At 69.7% G+C, this 23,539-nt stretch carries 21 protein-coding genes; 10 read left to right on the forward strand and 11 right to left on the reverse strand.

The annotated features are described in order from the left end of the window. Positions 1-27: 27 nt before the first annotated feature. The 5 genes from KBX46_RS29180 to KBX46_RS29200 all read left to right on the forward strand — a co-directional run bounded on the left by KBX46_RS29180 (position 28) and on the right by KBX46_RS29200 (position 5,912). Positions 28-1,629: an ABC transporter substrate-binding protein gene (locus KBX46_RS29180; RefSeq protein WP_210795160.1), complete on the forward strand. Its 1,602-nt coding sequence runs from the start codon at positions 28-30 to the stop codon at positions 1,627-1,629. A 197-nt stretch (positions 1,630-1,826) separates the two neighbouring features. After that, positions 1,827-2,765, forward strand: coding sequence for an ABC transporter permease (locus KBX46_RS29185; RefSeq protein WP_088950134.1), 939 nt, complete (start codon positions 1,827-1,829; stop codon positions 2,763-2,765). Positions 2,766-2,837: 72 nt separating this feature from the next. After that, positions 2,838-3,794 carry an ABC transporter permease gene (locus KBX46_RS29190; RefSeq protein WP_179780938.1) on the forward strand — a complete coding sequence of 319 codons (957 nt, stop codon included), beginning with the start codon at positions 2,838-2,840 and terminating at the stop codon, positions 3,792-3,794. Between the two features lie 65 nt (positions 3,795-3,859). Beyond that, on the forward strand, positions 3,860-4,891 hold the full coding sequence (locus KBX46_RS29195) for an ABC transporter ATP-binding protein (protein WP_099848537.1): 1,032 nt from the start codon (positions 3,860-3,862) through the stop codon (positions 4,889-4,891). Further along, entirely contained in the window at positions 4,872-5,912 is a 1,041-nt protein-coding gene (locus KBX46_RS29200; protein WP_210795162.1) for an ABC transporter ATP-binding protein, read from the forward strand. Before KBX46_RS29195 ends, KBX46_RS29200 begins: the two co-directional genes overlap by 20 nt. A 110-nt stretch (positions 5,913-6,022) precedes the next feature. Here KBX46_RS29200 and purH read toward each other — a convergent pair whose 3' ends face one another. Beyond that, the gene (purH, locus tag KBX46_RS29205) at positions 6,023-7,594 is read right to left on the reverse strand and encodes a bifunctional phosphoribosylaminoimidazolecarboxamide formyltransferase/IMP cyclohydrolase (RefSeq protein ID WP_099848541.1); all 1,572 of its coding nucleotides are present in this window, start codon (positions 7,592-7,594) and stop codon (positions 6,023-6,025) included. Next, positions 7,591-8,211, reverse strand: coding sequence for a phosphoribosylglycinamide formyltransferase (gene purN / locus KBX46_RS29210; RefSeq protein ID WP_088950139.1), 621 nt, complete (start codon positions 8,209-8,211; stop codon positions 7,591-7,593). Before purN ends, purH begins: the two co-directional genes overlap by 4 nt. A 329-nt stretch (positions 8,212-8,540) precedes the next feature. Between purN and KBX46_RS29215 the strand changes: the two genes are divergently transcribed. Then, positions 8,541-9,089 (forward strand): DUF4190 domain-containing protein, encoded by a 549-nt coding sequence (locus tag KBX46_RS29215; protein WP_210795163.1) that lies wholly within the window; start codon positions 8,541-8,543, stop codon positions 9,087-9,089. Positions 9,090-9,142: 53 nt separating this feature from the next. On the opposite strand, the gene KBX46_RS29220 is transcribed toward KBX46_RS29215, so the two are convergent. After that, the gene (locus KBX46_RS29220) at positions 9,143-10,432 is read right to left on the reverse strand and encodes a DUF6350 family protein (protein WP_088950141.1); all 1,290 of its coding nucleotides are present in this window, start codon (positions 10,430-10,432) and stop codon (positions 9,143-9,145) included. 198 nt (positions 10,433-10,630) lie between these two features. Here KBX46_RS29220 and KBX46_RS29225 point away from each other — a divergent pair, with 198 nt between their 5' ends. Further along, complete coding sequence (locus tag KBX46_RS29225) at positions 10,631-10,897, forward strand: hypothetical protein (protein ID WP_088950142.1); 267 nt, start codon at positions 10,631-10,633, stop codon at positions 10,895-10,897. A gap of 96 nt (positions 10,898-10,993) precedes the next feature. Here KBX46_RS29225 and sucD read toward each other — a convergent pair whose 3' ends face one another. From sucD to KBX46_RS29240, 3 genes are all read right to left on the reverse strand, one after another. Continuing rightward, complete coding sequence (gene sucD, locus KBX46_RS29230) at positions 10,994-11,881, reverse strand: succinate--CoA ligase subunit alpha (protein WP_088950143.1); 888 nt, start codon at positions 11,879-11,881, stop codon at positions 10,994-10,996. A 2-nt stretch (positions 11,882-11,883) separates the two neighbouring features. Continuing rightward, on the reverse strand, positions 11,884-13,062 hold the full coding sequence (sucC, locus tag KBX46_RS29235; RefSeq protein WP_088950144.1) for an ADP-forming succinate--CoA ligase subunit beta: 1,179 nt from the start codon (positions 13,060-13,062) through the stop codon (positions 11,884-11,886). Positions 13,063-13,488: 426 nt separating this feature from the next. After that, entirely contained in the window at positions 13,489-13,893 is a 405-nt protein-coding gene (locus KBX46_RS29240) for a cobalamin B12-binding domain-containing protein (protein ID WP_088950145.1), read from the reverse strand. Positions 13,894-14,398: 505 nt separating this feature from the next. Between KBX46_RS29240 and KBX46_RS29245 the strand changes: the two genes are divergently transcribed. Together KBX46_RS29245 and KBX46_RS29250 are read left to right on the forward strand one after the other, a co-directional pair. After that, positions 14,399-15,106, forward strand: coding sequence for a M23 family metallopeptidase (locus KBX46_RS29245; RefSeq protein ID WP_210795165.1), 708 nt, complete (start codon positions 14,399-14,401; stop codon positions 15,104-15,106). 273 nt (positions 15,107-15,379) lie between these two features. After that, positions 15,380-16,156 (forward strand): M23 family metallopeptidase, encoded by a 777-nt coding sequence (locus KBX46_RS29250; RefSeq protein ID WP_210795167.1) that lies wholly within the window; start codon positions 15,380-15,382, stop codon positions 16,154-16,156. A gap of 96 nt (positions 16,157-16,252) precedes the next feature. Here KBX46_RS29250 and pcrA read toward each other — a convergent pair whose 3' ends face one another. Beyond that, positions 16,253-18,658, reverse strand: coding sequence for a DNA helicase PcrA (gene pcrA / locus KBX46_RS29255; protein ID WP_210795169.1), 2,406 nt, complete (start codon positions 18,656-18,658; stop codon positions 16,253-16,255). A gap of 326 nt (positions 18,659-18,984) precedes the next feature. Between pcrA and KBX46_RS29260 the strand changes: the two genes are divergently transcribed. Continuing rightward, entirely contained in the window at positions 18,985-19,380 is a 396-nt protein-coding gene (locus KBX46_RS29260) for a chorismate mutase (protein ID WP_172862108.1), read from the forward strand. A gap of 140 nt (positions 19,381-19,520) precedes the next feature. Here KBX46_RS29260 and KBX46_RS29265 read toward each other — a convergent pair whose 3' ends face one another. The 4 genes from KBX46_RS29265 to KBX46_RS29280 are packed head-to-tail and all read right to left on the reverse strand — an operon-like array spanning position 19,521 to position 23,468. Beyond that, positions 19,521-20,534, reverse strand: a complete 1,014-nt coding sequence (locus KBX46_RS29265) for an ABC transporter ATP-binding protein (protein WP_210795171.1) — start codon at positions 20,532-20,534, stop codon at positions 19,521-19,523. Further along, entirely contained in the window at positions 20,527-21,570 is a 1,044-nt protein-coding gene (locus KBX46_RS29270) for an ABC transporter ATP-binding protein (RefSeq protein ID WP_371409660.1), read from the reverse strand. The genes KBX46_RS29265 and KBX46_RS29270 overlap by 8 nt, the downstream gene beginning before the upstream one ends. Positions 21,571-21,580: 10 nt before the next feature. Then, positions 21,581-22,549: an ABC transporter permease gene (locus KBX46_RS29275; protein ID WP_088950151.1), complete on the reverse strand. Its 969-nt coding sequence runs from the start codon at positions 22,547-22,549 to the stop codon at positions 21,581-21,583. Then, positions 22,542-23,468, reverse strand: coding sequence for an ABC transporter permease (locus KBX46_RS29280; RefSeq protein WP_088950152.1), 927 nt, complete (start codon positions 23,466-23,468; stop codon positions 22,542-22,544). The genes KBX46_RS29275 and KBX46_RS29280 overlap by 8 nt, the downstream gene beginning before the upstream one ends. Positions 23,469-23,539: the final 71 nt, after the last annotated feature.

Here is a 23,539-nt window from a genome sequence, read left to right on the forward strand (position 1 = left end):
CGCAGCGTGAGGAGATGAGGAGGCTCAATGCGAGTTCGTAGACTCGCCGCCTGGACCGCCCTCCCGCTCGCGGTGACGCTGGGCCTCGCGGCCTGCGGCAGCGGCGGAGACGGTGGATCCAGCGGCAACGGCAATTCGGCGGTCAGCATCCAGATCGGCGAGCCGAAGCACCTGGTTCCCACCAACACCACCGAGACGTCCGGCTCGCAGGTGATCGCCGGCCTGTTCAGCCCGCTCGCCGACTACGACGCCCAGAACAAGCCTTACGAGGTCGCGGCCCAGTCGGTGACCTCGTCGGACAACAAGGTCTGGACGATCAAGCTCAAGGACGGCTTCACCTTCCACAACGGTGAGAAGGTCACGTCCGAGGACTACGTCAACGCCTGGAACTACGGCGCGTACGCCCCCAACGGTCAGGACAGCAACTACTTCTTCGAGAAGATCGCTGGCTACGACGACCTCCAGGGCAAGGCGCCGAAGGCCAAGGAGATGTCCGGTCTGAAGAAGGTCGACGACCTCACCTTCACCGTGACGCTCTCCGAGCCGTACATCGACTTCAAGACGGTGCTCGGCTACAACGCGTTCTACCCGATGCCGGACGCCGCGTTCTCGGCCCCGGGCGTGCTCAAGGACTCCTACGAGCAGGCGCCGATCGGGCAGGGCCCCTTCAAGATGAAGGGCACCTGGCAGCACGACAGCAAGATCGAGGTCGAGCGCTATGACGCGTACCCGGGTGAGAAGCCCAAGGTCAAGAACGTCGAGTTCCGGATCTACCAGCAGCTGACCGCGGCCTACGCGGACGTCCTGGCGGACAACCTGGACGTGCTGCCGACGATCCCGACCGAGAGCCTGAGTACCGCGCCGAGCGACCTGGGCGACCGGTACCAGACCAGCCCGATGTCGTCGTTCCAGTTCCTCGCGTTCCCGACGTTCGACAAGGACTACAGCAACCCGGACGTGCGTAAGGCCATCTCGATGGCGATCGACCGTGACGAGATCACCAAGTCGGTCTTCAAGGGCTCTCAGCAGTCGGCGCGCTCCTTCGTCTCGCCGGTCCTGCCGGGCTACCGGGAGAACACCGCGGGCACGGCCGGCGAGTTCAACCCGACCGAGGCCAAGAAGCTCTACCAGGCCGCGGGTGGTCCGTCGAAGATCGTCATCTCGTACAACGGCGACGGCGGCCACAAGGACTGGGTCGACGCCACTGTCAACCAGCTCAAGGCCAACCTGGGTGTCGACGCCGTCGGCTCGGCCGAGCCGAAGTTCGCCGACCTGCTGACCAAGGTCGAGAAGAAGACGCCGGTGGGTGCGTTCCGGATGGGTTGGGTCATGGACTACCCGACCATGGAGGACTACCTCGGCCCGCTGTACAGCACGAACGGCTCGTCGAACTACTACGGCTACAGCAACCCGGAGTTCGACAAGCTGGTCAAGGAGGGTTCCGCCGCCAAGACGCAGGACGAGGCGATCGCCAAGTACCAGCAGGCGGAGGACATCCTGGCCAAGGACATGCCGGTGATCCCGCTCCGCTTCGGCGAGAACGTGTTCGGCCACTCGTCCAAGGTCAAGAACGTGCAGATGGACCTGTTCCAGCGGGTCAACCTCGTCAAGATCGAAGCGGCCAGCTGAGCTGACCACGGTGCGGGCCACCCGGGCGACGACGCTCGGGTGGCCCAAATCGCGCCACCGGAGCCGGGCCGCAGCAGCGGACCCGGCATCGGTGGTGCCGGCTCCCCCGGGCCTGACGGCACGTCTCGGATATTTCGGGTACGACCAGAGATGCCGTCCTGCGACCCTTTCGCACATTTCCGGAGAGACTGCTAAGCATGTTCCGCTACATCTTGCGGCGCCTACTGCAGATGGTCCTGGCGTTCTTCGGGACCACCCTGATCGTCTACGCGCTGACATTCGCCGGACAGGGCGACCCGATCCAGGCGCTCGCCGGTGAGCGGCCGGTGACGCCAGCCCAACGGGCCTACCTGACCGAGAAGTACAACCTGGATCAGACGGGCGTCGGCGGCTTCTTCTACCGCTACTTCGACTACGTGAAGGACCTGCTCCAGGGCAACCTGGGCGAGTCGCTCACCGGTCGGAGCATCGGTGACATCCTCCAGCAGGCCTGGCCGGTCACCGTGCGGCTCGCGCTCATCGCCCTCGCCGTGGCGATCATCTTCGGAGTCAGCGCGGGCGTGATCGCCGGTATCCGCCGAGCCAGCATCTTCGACAACTCGACGCTGGTGCTGACCCTGCTGGTGCTGGGCATCCCGACGATCGTGCTGGCGCCGCTGGCGCAGTATTTCCTGGGCGTCAAGTGGCAGCTGTTCCCGCCCACCGCCGGCTCGGACCCGACGTTCTACGCGCTCCTGCTGCCGGGCATCGTGCTCGGCTCGCTGTCGCTGGCCACCGCGCTGCGGCTCACCCGGGCCTCGGTGGCGGAGAACCTGCGCGCGGACTACGTCCGGACCGCCCGGTCCAAGGGCCTGGTCAAGCGCCGCATCGTCATCGTCCACGTGCTGCGCAACTCACTGATCCCGGTGGTCACCTTCCTCGGTGTGGAGCTGGGCAACCTGATGAGCGGCGCGATCATCACCGAGGGCGTCTTCAACATCCCCGGCGTCGGCTTCAACCTCTTCCGCGGCATCCGCACCGAGGACGGCCCCCTCGTGGTGGGCATCGTCAGCGTGCTCGTCGTGGTCTACCTGGTCTCGAACCTGGTGGTGGACGTCCTGTACGCCGTACTCGACCCGAGGATCCGCTATGAGTGAGCGCAGCGAACGAATCATCAGCGCAGCGTGCTTGGGCTCTCATGCCGGCGCCGAGCGCAGCGAGGTGCAGGCATGAGTGATTTTGAAACTGTGGCGGCGACCGAGAACCAGGCCGCGCGGCGTGGCCCCTCGGGCGAGCCGGGCACACCCAATCAGATCGGCGCCGCGAACAAGCCCCGCAGCCTGGCCGGAGACGCCTGGCGGGACCTGCGCCGCAACCCGATCTTCTGGATCTCGCTGACGCTGGTCGTCATCTTCACCCTGATGGCGCTGCTCCCCGGGGTGTTCACCGCCAACAACCCGAACGACTGCCTGCTCTCCCGGCAGCACGCCGGGCCGTCCGGTGGGGCCATCTTCGGGTACGACTTCCAGGGCTGCGACACGTACTCCCGTGCGGTCTACGGCACCCGCGCCTCGCTGCTGGTCGGCGCGCTCGCCGCTCTCGGCACCGGGATCATCGCGCTGGTGATCGGCATGCTGGCCGGTTACTTCGGCCGGTGGGTCGACGCGGTGCTCTCCCGGGTGATCGACGTGGTGCTCGGCATCCCGCTGCTGCTGGCCGCGATCGTGCTGCTCAAGCGGGTCTCCAGTGACAGCCAGTGGGCACGGATCGGCGCTGTCGTCTTCGTGCTCGCCCTGCTCGGCTGGACCACCGCCGCCCGCGTGGTCCGCTCCTCGGTGATCACCGCAAAGGAGCAGGACTACGTCGCGGCGGCCCGGATGCTCGGCGCCGGCAACAGCCGGATCATGTGGCGGCACATCCTGCCGAACTCGCTGGCCCCGGTCATCGTCGTGCTGACCATCGCGCTCGGCTCGTTCATCGCGGCCGAGGCGACGCTCTCCTTCCTCGGCATCGGCCTGAAGGCGCCCACCATCTCGTGGGGTCAGGACATCGACACCGGCCGCATCCACATGCGCGAGGCGGCCACGCCGCTGATCGTCCCGTCGGCGTTCCTCGCGCTGACCGTGCTGGCGTTCATCATGCTCGGCGACGCGATCCGTGACGCCTTCGACCCGAAGCTGCGGTGACTCATGCGAGCGCGAGGAGTGAGCGAAGCGAGCCCCGCAGTCGCGAGCGAAAGGCAGGCACAGCCATGACCGTTCAACCGACGCCCGCCTCCGCCACGCCCGAGGGCGGCCACCTGCTGGAGTTGCGGGACCTGCACGTCGAGTTCCGCACCAACGAGGGCGTGGCCCGGGTGATCAACGGCGTGTCGTACCACCTGGACGCCGGCGAGACACTGGCCGTGCTCGGCGAATCCGGCTCGGGCAAGTCGGTCACCGCCCAGGCGATCATGGGCATCCTGGACACCCCGCCCGCGTTCGTCCGCTCCGGCCAGATCCTCTACCAGGGTCAGGACCTGCTCACCCGCTCCGAGGAACAGCGCCGGCAGGTACGCGGCAAGGAGATCGCGATGATCTTCCAGGACGCGCTCTCGGCCCTGAACCCGGTGTTTCCGGTCGGCTGGCAGATCGGTGAGACGCTGCGTCAGCGCTCCGGCCTGTCCCGGTCCGACGCCCGACGTCGTGCCATCGAGCTGATGGACCTGGTCAAGATCCCCGGTGCCGCCAAGCGGATCGGCGACTACCCGCACCAGTTCTCCGGCGGCATGCGGCAGCGCGTCATGATCGCCATGGCGCTGGCGCTGGACCCGAAGGTGCTGATCGCCGACGAGCCCACCACGGCGCTCGACGTGACCGTCCAGGCCCAGATCATGGACCTGCTGGCCGACCTGCGCCAGGAACGCAACATGGCGATGATCCTGATCACCCACGACCTGGGCGTGGTCGCCGGTGTCGCGGACCGGATCGCGGTCATGTACGCCGGCCGGATCGTCGAGCACGCCGACGTCCGCTCGCTCTACAAGGCGCCCGCCCACCCGTACACCAAGGGTTTGTTGGAGTCGATCCCGCGCCTGGACGTCCGCGGCGAGGAACTGTCGACGATCAAGGGGTTGCCGCCGAACCTGATGCGCATCCCGTCCGGCTGCCCGTTCCACCCCCGGTGCCCGTACGTCCAGCAGGTCTGCGTGGACGTCGTGCCGCACGACCTGGTCCTCGGCGACGGCCGGACCAGCGCTTGCCACTTCGCGCAGGAGGTCCGTGATGACAGCGCCGCCCGCTAGCCCCAACAAGGTCCGCGGCGAGACGATCCTCTCCGTCGACAACCTGGTGAAGCACTTCCCGATCACGCAGGGGGTGCTGTTCCAGCGGCAGGTCGGCGCGGTGAAGGCCGTCGACGGGGTGAGTTTCGAGCTGCGTCGGGGCGAGACGCTGGGTGTCGTCGGCGAGTCCGGCTGCGGCAAGTCCACCCTCGCCCGGCTGCTGATGCGCCTGGAGACGCCCACCTCCGGAGGCGCGACCCTGGAGGGCAAGGACCTGTTCAAGGCCTCCGGGGGTGAACTGCGCCGGGTGCGCCGCAACATGCAGATGGTCATGCAGGATCCGTACACGTCGCTGAACCCGCGGATGACCGTCGGCGACATCATCGGCGAACCGTTCGAGATCCACCCGGATGCCGCGCCCAAGGGCAGCAAGCAGAAGCGGGTCCAGGAACTGCTCGACGTGGTCGGGCTCAACCCGGAGCACATCAACCGGTACCCGCACCAGTTCTCCGGCGGTCAGCGCCAGCGCATCGGCATCGCCCGCGCGCTCGCGCTGCGACCCGAGGTGATCGTCTGCGACGAGCCGGTGTCGGCGCTGGACGTCTCCATCCAGGCCCAGGTGATCAACCTGCTGAAGCAGTTGCAGAACGAGCTGGGGCTGTCGTACATCTTCATCGCCCACGACCTGTCCGTGGTGCGGCACATCGCCGACCGGGTGGCCGTGATGTACCTCGGCCGGATCGTCGAGATCGGCACCGAGGACGAGATCTACGAGCGGGCCACCCACCCGTACACCCAGGCTCTGCTCTCGGCTGTGCCGGTGCCCGACCCGGAGGCCCGCGACCAGCGCAACATGATCCGGCTGGTCGGCGACGTGCCCAGCCCGGCCGACCCGCCGAGCGGCTGCCACTTCCGCACCCGCTGCTGGAAGGCCCAGGAGATCTGCGCCGTGGAGGACCCGAAAACGGTCCCGAGAGCGGCGGACCCCCACCCGTCCGCCTGCCACTTCGCCGAACTCCGCCCCACAACCCCAACGGCCTGACCCGCCCGCCTCACACGTCGATCATGGAGTTGTGGTGGCCGATTTCTTGGCCGGCACCCCTTTTGCGGGGCACCACAACTCCATGATCGACGCGGACGGGGGTTGGCGGCCTAGTGGAAGAAGTGGCGGGTTTTCGTCAGGTACATCGTTACGTTGGCCTTTTTGGCCGCTGCGATGACTTCTTCGTCGCGGATCGAGCCACCGGGCTGCACGATGGCGCGGACGCCGGCGTCGATGAGGATCTGCGGGCCGTCGGCGAACGGGAAGAACGCGTCCGAGGCGGCGACCGAACCCCGAGCCCGCTCGGCGCCGGCGCGGTTGACCGCGAGCTGCGCCGAGTCGACCCGGTTGACCTGACCCATACCGACCCCGACGGTGGCGCCGTCCTTCGCGAGCAGGATCGCGTTGCTCTTCACGGCACGAACCGCCCGCCACGCGAACGCCAGGTCCCGCAGCAGCTCCTCGTCGGCGGCCTCGCCGGTCGCCAACTGCCAGGTCGCCGGGTCATCGCCGGGGGCGTCCACCCGGTCGGCGACCTGGGCCAGCACGCCACCGGTCACCGGCCGCAACTCCACCAGCGCCGGCGTCCAGGCCGGCGCCCGCAGCAGCCGGATGTTCTTCTTGGCCTGCAACACCTCGACCGCGCCCTCGTCGAAGCCGGGCGCGACCACCACCTCGGTGAAGATCTCGGCCACCTGCCGCGCCAGCTCGACCGAGACCGGCCGGTTGACCGCGATGACGCCGCCGAACGCCGACACCGGGTCGCAGGCGTGCGCCCTGCGGTGCGCCTCGGCCACGTCCACGCCCACCGCGATGCCGCACGGGTTGGCGTGCTTGATGATCGCGACGGCCGGCTGGTCGGCGAAGTCGTTCGCCGCCCGCCAGGCGGCGTCCGCGTCGACGTAGTTGTTGTAGGACATCTCCTTGCCGTGCAGTTGCTCGGCCTGGGCCAGCCCTGCGGGGGCGTCCGGGTCGGTGTAGAGCGCAGCCGGCTGGTGCGGGTTCTCGCCGTAGCGCAGCGCCGCCGACTTGCGCAGTGCCAGCCCCGCGAACTGCGGCCACCAGTCGTCGGCGGGCGCCAGCTCCTGCGCGCACCACCGGGCCACCGCCACGTCGTACTCGGCGATGTCGGCGAACGCCCGGGCGGCCAGCGCGCGCCGCTGGGCCAGGGTGAAGCCCCCCTCGCCGAGCGCGCCGATCAGCGCCGGGTAACCGGCCGGGTCGGTGAGCACGGCAACCGAGGCGTGGTTCTTGGCGGCGGCCCGCACCATGGCCGGGCCACCGATGTCGATCTGCTCCACGCACTCCTCGACGTCGGCGCCGGAGGCGACGGTCGCCTGGAAGGGGTAGAGGTTGGAGACCAGCAGGTCGAACGCCGCAACCCCCAGCTCGTCGAGCTGCGCGACATGCGTGTCCTTGCGCAGGTCCGCGAGGAGACCCGCGTGCACCTTCGGGTGCAGGGTCTTCACCCGGCCGTCGAGCACCTCGGGAAACCCGGTCACCGTCTCCACCGGCGTCACCGGCACACCGGCGGCGGCGATGGTGCCCGCCGTGCTTCCGGTGGACACGATCTCCACACCGGCGGCGTGCAGGGCCTGAGCCAGCTCGACCAGCCCGGTCTTGTCGTAGACGCTGACCAGCGCCCGCCTGATCGGGCGGCGCCCGTCCTGAGTGGGACTCACGGAACCGTGACCTTCCTTCCGGTGATGGTCCAGCCTTCGCGGACCAGGCGACCGACCTGCTCGACGAGCTGGCGCCGCTCGGCTTCCTTGATGCGCTCGGTGAGCGTGTCCACGTCGTCGTCGTCGAGCACCGGCACCGCGACCTGCGCGACGATCGGCCCGGTGTCCATGCCGGCGTCGACGAAGAAGAGGGTGGCCCCGGTGAGCTTCACGCCGTAGGCGAGGGCGTCACGCGGACCGTGGATGCCGGGAAACGCCGGCAACAGGGTGTTGTGGGTGTTCAGGTAGCGGTCGCCGAACGCGGCGAGGAAGTGCGGGCCGACCAGCTTGAGGAAACCGGCGGAGATGACCAGGTCCGGTTGGTGCTTCGCAACGTGCGCGGTGAGCGCCCGGTCCCAGTCCTCCCGGGTGTCGTGATCACGGACCCGCTCGACGAAGGTCGGCACCCCCGCGGCCTCGGCCCGGTCCAGGCCCGCGATGCCGTCACGGTCCGCGCCGACCGCCACGACCTGCGCACCGTACGCGGGGTCGACGGCGGCATCCAGCAGCGACTGGAGGTTGCTACCGGAGCCGGAGATGAGGACGACGATGCGGGCGACAGGCGCGGGCTCGGTCACCGGGCCACCCTATCGGGCAGGTCAGGAAGCCCTCCGGCTGGGCGGCGCGCCGATCTTTGACAGTGCCGACGTGCATCGACCCGGTACGCTGCCGCTCGCTCGGACTTGACACCTCGTCGGTCCGAACCCCCGCACCGATCGGCACACCAGCGGTGTCGCTGCACTGAGGAGCACCGCGTGTCGCCCGGTCACCACCCCAACGGCAACCGTCGATCGGCAGCACCGTGACGATGTCGTGGTGCTGCCGCGCTGTGCATTCCGAGGACTGACAGCGATCATGGGTGGCAACAACAGCAGTAACTGACGGAACCAGTTCAAGGAGCTCTCGAATGCAACCCGGTAACCCCGGCCAGGACCCGTACGGCCAGCAGCCCAACCAGGACCCGAACGCACCCCAGCCGCCGCAGTACGGCCAGCCGCCGGCTGCCCCGTACGGCCAGCAGCCGACCTCGGGTCAGCCGTACGGCCAGCAGCCGACCTCGGGTCAGCCGTACGGCCAGCAGCCGACCTCGGGACAGCCCTACGGCCAGGACCCGTACGGCCAGCAGCAGCCCCAGTACGGCGGCGGCGGTCCGACGTACCCGAACGCCGGCTACCCGCAGGGGGGCCAGGGGCAGAACAACACCCTCGGCCTGGTGTCGATGATCCTCGGTATCGCGTCGATCCCGCTGATCTGCTGCTTCTACCTGGGCATCCCGGTCGGCATCGCGGCCGTGGTGACCGGTTACCTCGCGCGGCAGAAGGTCGCCCAGGGCCAGGCGAACAACGCCGGGCAGGCCAAGGCCGGCCTGATCTGCGGCGCGATCGGTGTCGGGTTGGGCATCATCCTGATCATCCTCGGCATCGTGGCGAACGTGGCCCTGCCCACCCAGCCCTGACAAGCTCGGATCGACGGGGCGCTCCGGATTCGTCCGGGGCGCCCCGCGCGCGTCTACTGGGCGGGGGTGCGGGTGAGGGCCCGGGTGGCGGCGGCGCCGAGCAGTGCGCCGACCGCGATGACGACAGCGGCCACCGCACCGACCTGCCAGCCCACCGGCCCGACCTGTGCCAGCCGGCCGGCGCCCAGTGACCCGCCGGAGACCGCGGCGGCCACACCGAGCAGCACGCCGGCCACCAGCCCGGCCAGCACCGCCGGGGCCAGCACCTCGGCCCAGCGCTGCGGGGCCCGCTCCGGCCCGGCGAGTCGGGCCACCCGGCGGGCGAGCAGGCAGCCGGCCACCATTCCGGCCAGCACCGGCACCGCGAGCAGCAGGGCGCCCAAGCCGTCCACCGGGCCTCGTGGCAGACCGGCGAGCAGTGGCACGGCTGGCAGTGCGCCGACCGACACCTCGCTGGTGCGAACCGCGGTGTCGGTGCCGACCGCGAAGCCCGGCCCGAGCAGATAGCTGGCCGACCAGATCGCCGCGTTCGGCGCGTACGCGACGCTGACCAGGGTGATCCCGGCCTGCCCGGCGACCCCCGTCCGGTACGCCCCGATCATGTCCGCCGCGTCGCCGCCGCCGGTGGCCACCGCCAGGCCGGCCGCACCGGCACCCGCGCCGAGCAGGAGCAGCCCTGCCACCAGGCCGGTGCGAATGCCGTCCCGCACCGGGTTTGACAGCCGGGTGACGAGGAGCCGGGTCACGGCGGTGATGCGGGTGGCGCCGATCAGTGCGGCGAGTGTGCCGACCACCGCGAACGTGGCGCCCGCCCGGATCGGGGACACCGTCGGCCCACCGGCACCCACCAGCACTGCCGCGAGTGCGCCCAGCAGCGCGTACGCGATGCCGACCGCGCCTGCGGCGAGCAGCGCGCGGCGCGGTGAGCGGGTGTCCCGGGCGCCGATCGCGCGGCTGACGTGCACACCGGCCCGGCTGAGCCGCCAGAGCGCGAGCACGGTCAGCGCCAGCGGGGCGAGCCCGAGCGGGCCGGAGTCGGTGTGCAGCGGCACCCCGTGGCCGAGCAGCCAACCGGCCAGCGCCGTGCGCAGGGTGCTGACCAGTGTCGTCGAATCCGTGCCGAGCTGGACCAGGCCGAGCACGATGGCGACCGGCAGGTAGGAGGTGAGGGCGGCCCAGCCGGCCGCTACCCCCGCGGCGACGGGCAACGGCGCGCGCCCGCGTGGCGCCCCACCCGCGCGGGGCGCGGGCACCCGTCGGGCCCGGGCGGCACGATCGACCGGCCGGTCGTCGGCGCTCACACCGCCGGGACGGCTGGGACGGTCAGGGGTGACGGGGGACATCCGCTCTACTCTGGCACGTCGCGCGGGCGGTGGCAGTCCGTTAAGCCGCCCGAAGGGCGGCGAGTTGACCGAACCGGGGCCCAGGCCATCCGGCCCGGTCTAGCCTCGGCCAGAGGGGGCGCGAGTCGCCGCCACCCGGGTCGGGTCCGCCGGTCGCGGTCCGGCCGGCTCGCCGCCCACGACCGCCCGGAGGACGCCGTGACAACGCCGTACGCGCCATCCCCGCCCCCACCGGCCCGGGGACGGGACCGGACCACGCTCTGGGGCGTGCTGGGCATCGTGCTGGGGCTGATCTGCTGCGGCATCCTGGGCATCATCTTCGGCTACCTGTCCATCCGCGACGCCCGTCGGTACGGGCAGTCACCGCTACTGGGCTACCTCGCCATCGTGTTCGGCGTGATCAACATCATCGGCGGCGCGATCCTGCGCGCCACCGGCAACTACCCGTTCTGGAACAACGACTGAGCGGGCTGCGCCACCAGCGGGACGCGCCGGCAGCGCAGGTACGCCGAAGGGGGCCGACCGGCTGCGGTCGACCCCCTCCGGTGTTGCCTGACCGGCTCAGTTGCCGGACATGATCTCCCGCATCAGCTTCGCGGTCTCGGTCGGCGTCTTGCCGACCTTGACGCCGACAGCCTCCAGCGCCGCCTGCTTCGCCTCGGCGGTGCCGGCCGAGCCGGAGATGATCGCCCCGGCGTGACCCATGGTCTTGCCGGGAGGAGCGGTGAAGCCGGCGATGTAGCCGACCACCGGCTTGGTGACGTTGGTCTTGATGAACTCGGCGGCCCGCTCCTCGGCGTCGCCACCGATCTCACCGATCATGACGATGGCGTCGGTCTCCGGGTCGGCCTCGAACGCCGCCAGGGCGTCGATGTGGGTGGTCCCGATGATCGGGTCACCGCCGATGCCGACGCAGGTGGAGAAGCCGATGTCGCGCAGCTCGTACATCATCTGGTAGGTCAGCGTGCCGCTCTTGCTGACCAGGCCGATCCGGCCGGAGCCGGTGATGTCGGCCGGAATGATGCCGGCGTTGGACGCGCCGGGCGAGGCGATGCCGGGGCAGTTCGGCCCGATGATCCGGGTCTGCTCACCCTTCGCCACGTTGTACGCCCAGAACGATGCGGTGTCGTGCACCGGCACGCCCTCGGTGATCACCACGGCCAGCGGGATCGCGGCGTCGATCGCCTCGACCACTGCGGCCTTGGTGAACTGCGGCGGCACGAAGATGACAGTGACGTCGGCCCCGGTCTCGGCCATCGCGTCCGCTACGGACGCGAAGACCGGCAGCTCGGTGCCGTCGAAGTCGACCTTCTGGCCCGCCTTGCGCGGGTTGACGCCGCCCACCACGTTCGTGCCGGCGGCCAGCATCCGCCGGGTGTGCTTGGAACCCTCGGAACCGGTCATCCCCTGGACGATGACCTTCGAGTCCTTGGTCAGCCAGATAGCCATGATCAGACCCCCGCAGCTGCCAGCTCGGCGGCCCGCTCGGCCGCACCGTCCATGGTGTCCACCCGCTGCACGAGCGGGTTGTTCGCGCTGTCCAGGATCGCCCGGCCAGCCTCGGCGTTGTTGCCGTCGAGACGGACGACGAGCGGCTTGCTGACCTGCTCGCCCCGCTGCTCCAGCAGCGCCAACGCCTGGATGATGCCGTTCGCGACCTCGTCACAGGCGGTGATGCCGCCGAAGACGTTGACGAAGACGCTCTTCACGGCCGGGTCGGAGAGCACGATCTCCAGCCCGTTCGCCATCACCGCGGCGCTCGCGCCACCGCCGATGTCGAGGAAGTTGGCCGGCTTGACGTTGCCGTGCCGCTCACCGGCGTACGCGACCACGTCGAGGGTCGACATGACCAGACCCGCGCCGTTGCCGATGATGCCGACCTCGCCGTCGAGCTTGACGTAGTTGAGGTCCTTGGCCTTGGCGGCCTGCTCCAGCGGGTCCACCGCGGCCTGGTCGACCAGCGCCTCGTGGTCCGGGTGCCGGAACGCCGCGTTCTCGTCCAAGCTGATCTTGGCGTCGAGCAGGAGCATCCGGCCGTCGCCGTTCTTGGCGAGCGGGTTGACCTCGACCAGGGTGGCATCCTCGGCGACGAACGCCTGCCACAGGCCGACGGCGATCTCGACCACCTGGTCGGCGACCTCGGCCGGGAAGCCGGCGGCGGTCACGATCTCGCGGGCCTTGGCCTCGTCCACGCCCTTCACGGCGTCGATCGGGGCCTTCACGACCTTGTCGGGGGTGTCGGCGGCGACCTGCTCGATGTCCATGCCGCCGGCGACGCTGGCGATGCAGAGGAAGGTGCGGTTCGCTCGGTCGAGCAGGTACGAGAAGTAGTACTCCTCGGCCACGTCCGCGGTCACCGTGATCATGACCTTGTGGACGGTGTGACCCTTGATGTCCATGCCGAGGATGTCGGTGGCGCGGGCCACCGTCTCCTCGGCGCCCTCGGCGAGCTTGACGCCGCCGGCCTTACCTCGGCCGCCGACCTTCACCTGCGCCTTGACGACCACGCGACCGCCGAGGCGTTCGGCGATCGCACGGGCCTCTTCCGGGGTAGTGGCGACGCCGCCGGCCAGCACGGGCAAGCCGTGCCGCTCGAACAGGTCCCGCCCCTGGTACTCGTACAGGTCCACGATTGCGCGTCCCGTCCCGTCTCCGCGGCGCGCCGTCGCGCCGCCACCAGCGTTCAAAAAACAGTTTGACGCCTGTCATCAGTTGAAACAGGCCATTGGCCGCAGCCTAGCGAGGTCGGCACCACCGGCAACCGAGCGGGTGCGCGGTGTGCGGTAATGCACAACCGGACATCAGACGCGGCTGGTTTGCGGCCACGACACAGATGGCATCAACCATCCGGGCGATGTTGTCCGGCTTGCGTAACCCGGCCGTGGGGGCGTCGTTGAGTCAGATGTCGGAGCGCTGAGAAGCGTGACGACGGGAGACGGCCGATGCCCTGTCGGTCGAGGGGTGGCGGCGGGGCATCGTGCATAGAGGGGCCGGACGTGTGAGGGGTGCGTCCGGCCCCTCCCCCGTGCCCAAATCCGGGCGCTGAGCAACGAGACTCAGGAAACCGGCTGCGCCACGTTCTGCCGGACCCACTCGACAATCGCCTGAGTGGTGGCGCCCGGCGTGAAGATCTTCGCGACGCCCAGCTTCTCCAACTCGGGAATGTCGCCGTTCGGAATGATGCCGCCGCCGAACACGACGATGTCGCGGGCGTCCCGCTCACTGAGCAGTTCCAGCACCCGCCGGAAGAGCGTCATGTGCGCGCCGGAGAGGACGGACAGACCGACCGCGTCGGCGTCCTCCTGGATGGCGGTCTCCACGATCTGCTCGGGAGTCTGGTGCAGGCCGGTGTAGACGACCTCCATGCCCGCGTCCCGCAGAGCGCGTGCGACGACCTTCGCGCCCCGGTCATGGCCGTCCAGGCCGGGCTTGGCGACGACGACCCGAATACGAGAGCTCATCAGCGCACACCTTTCACCGGCTTCACGGGCCTTCACCTGAACGAACGGTAACCCGGCGGGCCCGGCCCAGGAAATCGGGGCCGGAAACCGGGCTCCGCCGCCGGTCCCTGCCCGGCATTGTCGTACGGGGCGCACCCGAAGTGGCGGGCAGCGGACCGGGGGCCGTCCGGGGAGGCCGCCGAGCCAGATCCGGGAAGGCTCGCCAAGGCACTCTGGCACTGCCCCGAGTCAAGTCGGACGACTCCGCCGGATCGGTCACGCTCGGCGACGAACGGGCAGCATCGGGGGCACCGTTTAGGGGCGCGATGCGTGACAATCATGGACGCAAACGGACAGATCGACACGCCAGTTTGGCGGTCTAGCTTGTGACTCGCCTGGTGGTTGGCTAACGTGTCCACGGTTGTCATCAGGTCCATGGACGGGTGACGACGCGGTCAGCGGACGTTCATTCGAGCTTCACGAACGCCCACCGGCCGCTTCGGAACCCCGACAACGGAGGGTGTGCGTGCGCCAGCGCCTGTCGTCTGAGCCCGATCGATATCGCGGTCGTCGCCGTGTGCCCACCCCACCGCGCAGCCGTTACGCCGCTGTCGTCACCACGGCGTTCGTCGGGGCCGGCATCGTCGCCCTCGGCGCGAGCGCTCTGCCCGACGCCAAGGACGTCAGCCCGTCGGTGCTCGACGAGCTCAAGCAGGCGTCGGTCACCAGTCAGGACGCTGCGGCCCGCGCCGAGAACGCCGACCGCGCCTCGCGGGACAGCCGCAGCAAGGACAGCGCCGAGCCCGAGGTCTGGCTGCTGCCGCTGCAGGGCTACGACTTCAACTCTCCCTACGGGATGCGCTGGGGCAAGCTGCACACCGGCGTGGACCTGGTTGCCGGCGAGGGCACTCCCTACGTGGCGATCCACGACGGGCTGGTCACCAAGGCCGGCTGGTTCGGCGGGTACGGCAACGCGGTGATCGTTCAGCACGCCGACGGCAGCGAGGCCATCTACGGCCACTCCTCCTCGGTGAGCGTGAAGGAAGGCCAGCAGATCAAGGCCGGCGACCAGCTTGGTCTGGTGGGCCAGACGGGCCACGCCTACGGCACGCACCTGCACCTGGAGATCCATGTCAAGGGCCAGCCGGTCGACCCGGTGCCGTTCCTCCAGGACCGCGGAGTGGACATCCAGCTGCAAGTCGAGGCAATTTACAACGAGGTAGCCGCCTCCTGACGTTGCGTAACGACCGTTGACCGCCCGGATCTGTTGATCCGGGCGGTTTTTCGTTGCCCCGGCCGAATGGATGTATCCCGGGTCACAGCCACGATTGTGACCGGCGACACCACGTAGCATGATCACTTTTCCGGATAGAACGCCATAGGGTGGGTCATATCTGGGCAGCCATCACTTCACGCGCCGCGCGGTCACCCGGTCCCCGCGCCCACCCCGGCTCGGTCCGACACCAGTATTTCGAGGTCAAGTGCCCCTCGACTGTGAAGGTCCGCCGTGCAGGAAGACAGCCCCGTCCAGAACGAGAACACCCCCGACGCCCCCCACACCGGGCAACCGCAGCGCGCCGGCCGGCGGAACCGCCTCATCGTGCTCAGCGCCGCCGCCCTGGTGGCCCTCGGCCTCGGTGGCGTCGCGGTCGCCACCACCGGCGGCGACCACCCGGCACCCGCAGCCGTCTCCCTCGACGCGCAGAGCCGGGCCGAAGCCGCCAGCCGAGCGGACCGCTCCGCCCGCGAGTCGAGCACACCGGTCACCCCCTCGGCCAGCCCGACACCGAGCCCGTCCGCGGCCACCGCCAGCCCGACGCCCGCGAAGACGGCCACCGCTAAGGCCAAGCCGAAGCCGAAGCCGAAGAAGACCACCAAGCCCACGCCCGCCTGGGTCAACCCGATGCCCGGCGCAGCCGTCACCTCCTGCTACGGGCAGCGATGGGGCACCCTGCACGCCGGAATCGACCTGGCGCTGCCCTCCGGCACACCACTCCGCGCCGCAGCCGCAGGCACCGTGACCCAGGCCGGCGACGCCTCCGACGGGTACGGCAACTCCGTCTTCATCGACCACGGCAACGGGTACCTGACCCACTACGCCCACCAGAGCCGCATCGCGGTCACCGTCGGCCAGAAGGTGAAGGCCGGCCAGGTCATCGGCTACGAGGGCGCCACCGGCGACGCCACCGGCCCACACCTGCACTTCGAGGTGCACCAGGGCATGTGGAACCAGATCGACCCGGCCCCGTTCATGCGGACCCGCGGCGTGGACCTCGGCTGCTGAGGCGACACCCCTGCGCGATTCGAGCGCAACAGCAGGGATGGAGGGGCCTGAGGCCCCTCCATCCCTGCTTCAGTGCAATGGTGCGGGCGCGACGGGTCAGAGCTTGTCGACCGGGGCGTGCCGCAGCACCAGCCACATGGTCTGGTCACCGAAGTCGATCTGCGCGCGAGCACCCGGGCCGTGCCCCTCGACGGCGAGCACCCGCCCCAGCCCGTACCGCTGGTGGTTGACCCGGTCCCCGGCTGCCACCTTGGGCCCCTGCGGCAGCTCGCTGGCCGTGGTCAGCCGGCTGGCGTCCACGCCGAGCCGCTGCGCCAACTGGGCCGCCTTCGGCGTACCCCCGGTGAAGTTGCCACGCGCGCCGGGCGTGCGGTCCGCGCGGCCTCCGACGCCGCCGCCCCCGCCGGCCCACGAGGTGTACGACCCTTCGGTGCGCTCCCAGTGCACCAACTCGGTCGGCAGCTCCTCCAGGAACCGCGACGGCGGGTTGTAGGACGGCTGCCCCCAGGCCGAGCGGGTCACCGCCCGGGAGAGGTAGAGCCGCTGCCGGGCGCGGGTGATGCCGACGTACGCCAGCCGGCGCTCCTCCTCCAGCTCGCGGGTGTCGCCCAGCGAGCGCAGGTGCGGGAAGACGCCGTCCTCCAGCCCGGTCAGGAAGACCACCGGGAATTCCAGACCCTTGGCGGTGTGCAGCGTCATCAGGGTGACCACCCCCTGGTGGTCGGGGTCGTCGGAGGGGATCTGGTCGGCGTCGGCGACCAGCGCCACCTGCTCCAGGAAGCCGGCCAGGGTGGCCCGCTCCCCCTCCTCGCCCAGCGCCTCGATCCGCTCGGTGTACTCCCGGGCGACGCTGACCAGCTCCTGGAGGTTGTCCACCCGGCCGGCGTCCTGCGGGTCCAGGCTCTCCTCCAGCTCGGTGAGGTAGCCCGAGCGGGTCAGCAGTGCCTCCAACACCTCTTCCGGGGTGCCGGTCTCGGACAGCTCCCGGGCCCCGTCCAGCAGCGCCACGAAGTCGGCGATGCCATTGGCTGCCCGGCTGGAGATGCCCGGCGCCTCCCGGGCCCGCCGCAGCGCCGCGCCGAACGAGATCCGGTCCCGACTGGAGAGCGCCTCGACGCACGCCTCGGCGCGGTCGCCGATCCCCCGGCGGGGGGTGTTGAGCACCCGCCGCAGGCTCACCGTGTCGTCGTCGTTGACCACCGAACGCAGGTACGCCAGTGCGTCGCGGACCTCCTTGCGCTCGTAGAAGCGCACCCCGCCGACCACCTTGTAGGGCAGGCCGACGCGGATGAACACCTCTTCGAACACACGGGACTGGGCGTTGGTGCGGTAGAAGACCGCGACGTCGCCGGGGCGGGTCTCGTCGGCGTCGACCAGCCGGTCGATCTCCCGGGCCACCCAGTCGGCCTCGGCGTGCTCGGTGTCGGCCACGTAACCGACGATCTGCTCACCGGCGCCGGCCTCGCTCCACAGCCGCTTGGGCTTGCGGGAGGTGTTGCGGTCGATCACCGCGTTGGCCGCGTTGAGGATGGTCTGGGTGGAGCGGTAGTTCTGCTCCAGCAGGATCGTCCGCGCGTCGGTGAAGTCGCGTTCGAACTCCAGGATGTTGCGGATCGTCGCACCGCGGAACGCGTAGATCGACTGGTCCGCGTCGCCGACCACGCACAGCTCGGCGGGCTCCAGCCCGTCGGTGCCGGAGACCAGCTCCTTGATCAGCGTGTACTGGGCATGGTTGGTGTCCTGATATTCGTCCACGAGCACGTGCCGGAACCGCCGACGGTAGCTCTCCGCGACGTGCGGGTGCGACTGGAGCAGGTGCACCGTGGTCATGATCAGGTCGTCGAAGTCCAGTGCGTGCGCCTCACGCAGCCGGCGCTGGTAGAGCGTGTACGCCTCGGCCAGCGCCCGCTCGTTGGGCCCGGTGGCCCGTGCGGCGAACTGCTCCGGGTCGACCAGCTCGTTCTTGAGGTTGGAGACCTGGGCGGCCAACCCCCGCGCCGGGTAGCGCTTCGGGTCGAGATCCAGCTCGCGGGTGACCAGCTGCATCAGTCGCCGGGAGTCGTCCGCGTCGTAGATGGAGAAGGTCGACTTGAGGCCGGCGTGCTCGTGCTCGGCGCGCAGGATCCGGACGCACGCGGAGTGGAACGTCGACACCCACATCAGGCGCGCCCGCGGACCGACGAGCGCGGCGACGCGCTCCTTCATCTCGCCGGCTGCCTTGTTGGTGAAGGTGATCGCGATGATCTCGCCGGGATGGACGTCCCGTGCGGCGAGCAGGTAGGCGATCCGGTGCGTGAGCACCCGGGTCTTGCCGGACCCGGCGCCGGCCACGATCAGCAGCGGCGAGCCGGCGTGGCTGACCGCGTCGCGCTGCGGCCCGTTGAGCCCGGCGAGCAGCTGCTGCGGATCGAGGCGGACGGCGGCGGGCCGGGGCCGGTCCGGGCGGGCCGGCGCGGACTCCGGCGCAGGCGGGGACGCGGGAATGTCGAAGAGAGGATGCATCGCCCGACAAGTCTATGCCGCCAGTCGGACACTACGGTCTCTGGCGCTCGGCGGCTCGTGCCCGACCGCGTGCTCCCACCGCGCTGCCCGCCAGTCGGGCAAAGATCGGCGTCTCCCCGCGGAATGCTTGCGCACCCGGCGCCGACGTGGGCATACTCGACGGCGTGATCGCTGCGCGCTACTACTTTTACTACGGCACCGGGAGTCCGGCTGCCGTAGGTCGCGCCTGATCGATTCAGACCTACGAAAGCCCCGGGCTCCTGGAGTCCGGGGCTTTTTCCGTCCCGGGTTCCGGGCACCGGGCACCACAGTGCGAGAGGTACCCGATGATGACAGACGTGATGGAGCAGAGCGGCGGCCCGACCCGACCGAAGGCCGAGCAGCCCGCGGCCAACGGGAGCGAGCCGGCGGCACCCCTGTCGCCGACGGCCGAGGCCGCCGGGCCGCCAGAGGCACGGACCGGCACCGAGGAGCCGTCCGCCTCCGCTCGGATCGTGCAGATCAGAGAACGGATCGACGAGATCGACCACGCCCTGATCACGCTCTGGCAGGAGCGGGCCGCGTTGTCCCAGGAGGTCGGGGTGACCCGGATGGCGTCCGGCGGGACTCGCCTGGTGCTCTCCCGCGAACGCGAGATCCTGGAGCGCTTCCGGGTCGCGCTCGGCGCCGACGGCACCCAGTTGGCCCTGCTGCTGCTCCGCGCGGGCCGCGGCCCGCTGTGAGCCGCGCCGGCCCACAGTGACTCACCCGGCCCGTGGGCCCCTCGTGGGCTCCCCTGCGCCACGCGGCGCCGGCCTCGGGCCACGGACAGACGGAACCGCCTGCCGTCGTCGTGGTGACGTCGGCAGGCGGTTCCGGTGACTCACGCCTCGTGGGTGGCGACGATCTGGCGCCGCTCCGCGAAGTGGCAGGCGCTCGGGTGGTCCGAGTCCCGTCGGATCTCCAGCAGCGGGACCTGCTCGGCGCAGACGTCCTGCGCCTTCCAGCAGCGGGTCCGGAACCGGCAGCCCGAGGGCGGGCTGATCGGCGACGGCACGTCACCCGTGAGCCGGATGATCGTCTTGTTGTTCCGCTGCGTCGGGTCCGGCACCGGCACCGCGGAGAGCAGAGCCTGGGTGTACGGGTGGGTCGGCCGCTCGTAGATCTCGTCCTCGGTGCCGATCTCGACGATCTTGCCGAGGTACATCACCGCAACCCGGTCCGAGAGGTGGCGGACCACCGACAGGTCGTGCGCGATGAAGACGTACGACAGCCCGAACTCGCCCTGGAGCTGCTCCAGCAGGTTCATCACCTGAGCCTGGATGGAGACGTCCAGCGCCGACACCGGCTCGTCGCAGACGATGATCTCGGGCCGCAGCGCGAGCGCACGGGCGATGCCGATGCGCTGGCGCTGACCGCCGGAGAACTGGTGCGGGTACCGGTTGATGTGCTCCGGGTTGAGCCCGACCAGGTCGAGCAGTTCGCGGACCTTGGCCCGGCGGCTGCCCTTCGGCGCCACCTCCGGGTGGATCTCGAACGGCTCACCGAGCAGGTCGCCGACGGTCATCCGCGGGTTCAGCGAGGTGTACGGGTCCTGCATGACCAGCTGGATCTGCCGGCGGAGACGCCGCAGTGCCCCACCGGACAGCTTGGAGGTGTCCTGGCCCTTGTAGACCACGCTGCCTGCGGTCGGCTTCTCCAGGTTCATCAGCACCCGGGCGAGGGTCGACTTGCCACAGCCGGACTCGCCGACCACACCGAGCGTCTCGCCGGCGCGCAGACCGAACGAGACCCCGTCGACCGCCTTGACCTGACCGACGGTCTTCCTGAACACCACACCCTGCGTGACGGGGTAGTGCTTGACCAGGTCGTTGACCTCGAGGATGTTCTCAGACACGGTTCACCAGCTCCTCGGCGAAGTGGCAGGCGCTGGCCCGGTCGCGGCCGACCTGCAGCAGCGGCGGGATCTTCTCCCGGCACACCGGCTGAGCCATCGGGCAGCGCGGGTTGAACGGGCAGCCCGGCGGGATGTTCATCAGGTTCGGCGGGAGGCCCTTGATCGTCCGGAGCTGCTGCCCCTTCTCGTCCAGGCGCGGGATCGATTCGATCAGACCGATGGTGTACGGGTGCGCCGGCTTGGCGTACAGGTCGTACACGTTGGCTTCCTCGACGATCCGGCCCGCATACATGACCGCGATCCGGTCCGCGACGTCGGCGACCACGCCGAGGTCGTGGGTGATCAGGATCATGCCCATCTGCCGCTCACGCTGAAGCTCGGCGAGCAGGTCCATGATCTGGGCCTGCACTGTCACGTCGAGAGCGGTGGTCGGCTCGTCCGCGATCAGCACCTCCGGGTCGAGCGCCAACGACATCGCGATCATCGCGCGCTGCCGCATACCGCCAGAGAACTGGTGCGGGTAGTTGTTGAACCGGCTCTTGGCGTTCGGGATCTTGACCTGGTCGAGCATGTCGATCGCGCGCTTCTTGGCCTCCGCGCGACCCATGCCCCGCCGGACCCGGAACTGCTCGGCGATCTGGAACCCGACGGTGAAGACGGGGTTCAGCGCGGAGAGCGCGTCCTGGAAGATCATCGCGATGCCCTCGCCGCGGATGCGGCGGCGCTCCTCGTCGGACATGCGGAGCATGTCCTTGCCGTGGAAGCGGACCTGGCCACCGGTGACGAAGCCGGGCGGCGTGTCGAGGATGCCCATGATGGTCTGCGCCGTGACGCTCTTACCGGAGCCGGACTCGCCGAGCACGGCGAGGGTCTCCCCCGCGTCGACGTGGTACGTGACCCCGTTGATGACCTTTGCGACGCCGTCCCGGGTGCGGAACTCCACCCGCAGGTCGTCGACCTCGAGCAGCCGGCCGGAGGGACGTCCGGACCCGCCGGGTCCCGGCGCGGACTGCTCGGACACGAGAATGTCGGACACTGGATATCCCCTAGCGGAGTTTCGGATCGAGGGCCTCGCGGACCGCCTCACCGAGCATCACGAAGCTCAGCACTGCGGTGACGAGGAACGCGGCGGGGAAGAAGACCAGCCCTGGCGCGACTCGGAGGAAATCCTTACCGTCGCTGATCATGATGCCCCAGGACACCACCGGAGACTTCAGACCGACGCCGAGGAACGACAGGGTGGCCTCGGCGCCGATGAACGAGCCGACCATGATCGTGCCGTAGACCAGCAGCGGGGCCAGGCAGTTCGGCAGCAGGTGCTTGAGGATGATCCGGCCGGTGCCGGCGCCCAGGGCGCGGGCCGCGACGATGTAGTCGGCTTCCTTGGTGGCGAGCACCGAGGAACGCATGAGGCGCATCACGACCGGCCAGCTCAGCACGATCAGCGAGACGATCACCAGGCCCATGATCTGGGCCTTGCTGTTGCCGGAGCCCGAACCGTTGAACGTGGTCAGGATGACGATCGCACCGAGCACGAAGGGCAGACCGAAGAAGACGTCGGCGATCCGGCTCAGCAGCCCGTCCACCCAGCCACCGCGGTAGCCGGAGATGATGCCCATGGCACCACCGACGAGCAGGGTGCCGACCACGGACAGCACGGCGACGATGACGGATGCCCGCGCGCCGTAGATGACCCGGGCGTAGACGTCGCGGCCCTGCACGTCGTAGCCGAACCAGCCATTGGCGGACGGCTTGTCGAGGCTGCGGGACAGCGATCCGTTGACCGCGTCACCCGGGGCGAACAGCGCCGGGAAGGCCGCCATCAGCAGGAAGATCAGAATCAGGACGCTGGCGATCCAGAACAACGGCTTGCGGCGGAGGTCCCGCCAGGCGTCACCGAGCAGGCCACGGGGCTTTTCGTTGCTCTGCGGCTGACCTGCGGTAGCAGGGGCGGCGGAGTCGGTCGGGTGCGCGCCAGGGGTGCTGACGATTGATGCGGTACTCGGGTCACTCATAACGGATCCTCGGGTCCAGGGCGGCGTAGAGCAGGTCAACCAGCAGGTTCATCACGAGATAGACCAGCACCAGGACGACCACAATGCCCACCACGGTGGCGCTCTCCTTGGTCACGATCGCGCGGTACACCGCACGGCCGATCCCGTTGATGCCGAAGATCCCCTCGGTGACGATCGCACCGCCCATCAGGGCACCGAGGTCGGTGCCGAGCAGGGTGACCACCGGGATGAGCGAGTTACGCAGCAGGTGTACGCCCACCACCCGGCGCATCGGCAGACCCTTGGCGATCGCGGTGCGCACGTAGTCGGCGCGGCGGTTCTCCGCGATGCTCGTACGTGCAACCCGGGCGATGTAGGCCACTGACGCACTGCCCAGCACGAAGCCCGGCACGATCAGCTCGGACCACCGCATCTCGGAGGAGACGGTCGGCTTGACGATGCCCCACTGCACGCCCAGGAGCCACTGGAGCACGAAGCCGACGACGAAGACCGGCAGCGCGATCAGGAAGAGCGTGGAGACCAGGACCAGGTTGTCCAGGAAGCCGTTGCGGCGCAGACCGGTCAGCACGCCGGCGCCGAGGCCGATCACGGCCTCGATGGCGAGTGCCACCAGGGCCAGCTTCAGCGTGTTCGGGTACGCCGTGGCGATGATGTCACCGATCTCGCGCTGCGAGAACGTCTGACCGAAGTCACCCTGGAGCAGGTTCTTCATGTAGTTGGCGTACTGCACGAAGACGTTCTGGTCGAGGTGGTACTTCTCGGTCATGAAGGCGATGTACTGGTCCGGGCAGCGTCGCTCGCCGCACTTGCCGGCGAACGGATCGCCCGGAACGGCCCAGACGAGCCAGTAGATCAGGAACGTCGTACCGATGAAGACCGGCACGAGTTGGAGCAGCCGTCTCAACAGATAACGGCCCATGGGGTGGTCCTCCAGACAGGGGGCGCGTCGGACGGCCGACACGGTGGTGACAACGTGCGAGTGGAGTGTTG

The sequence above is a fragment of the Micromonospora sp. C81 genome, from assembly GCF_018070425.1.
Lineage (GTDB): Bacteria > Actinomycetota > Actinomycetes > Mycobacteriales > Micromonosporaceae > Micromonospora > Micromonospora zamorensis.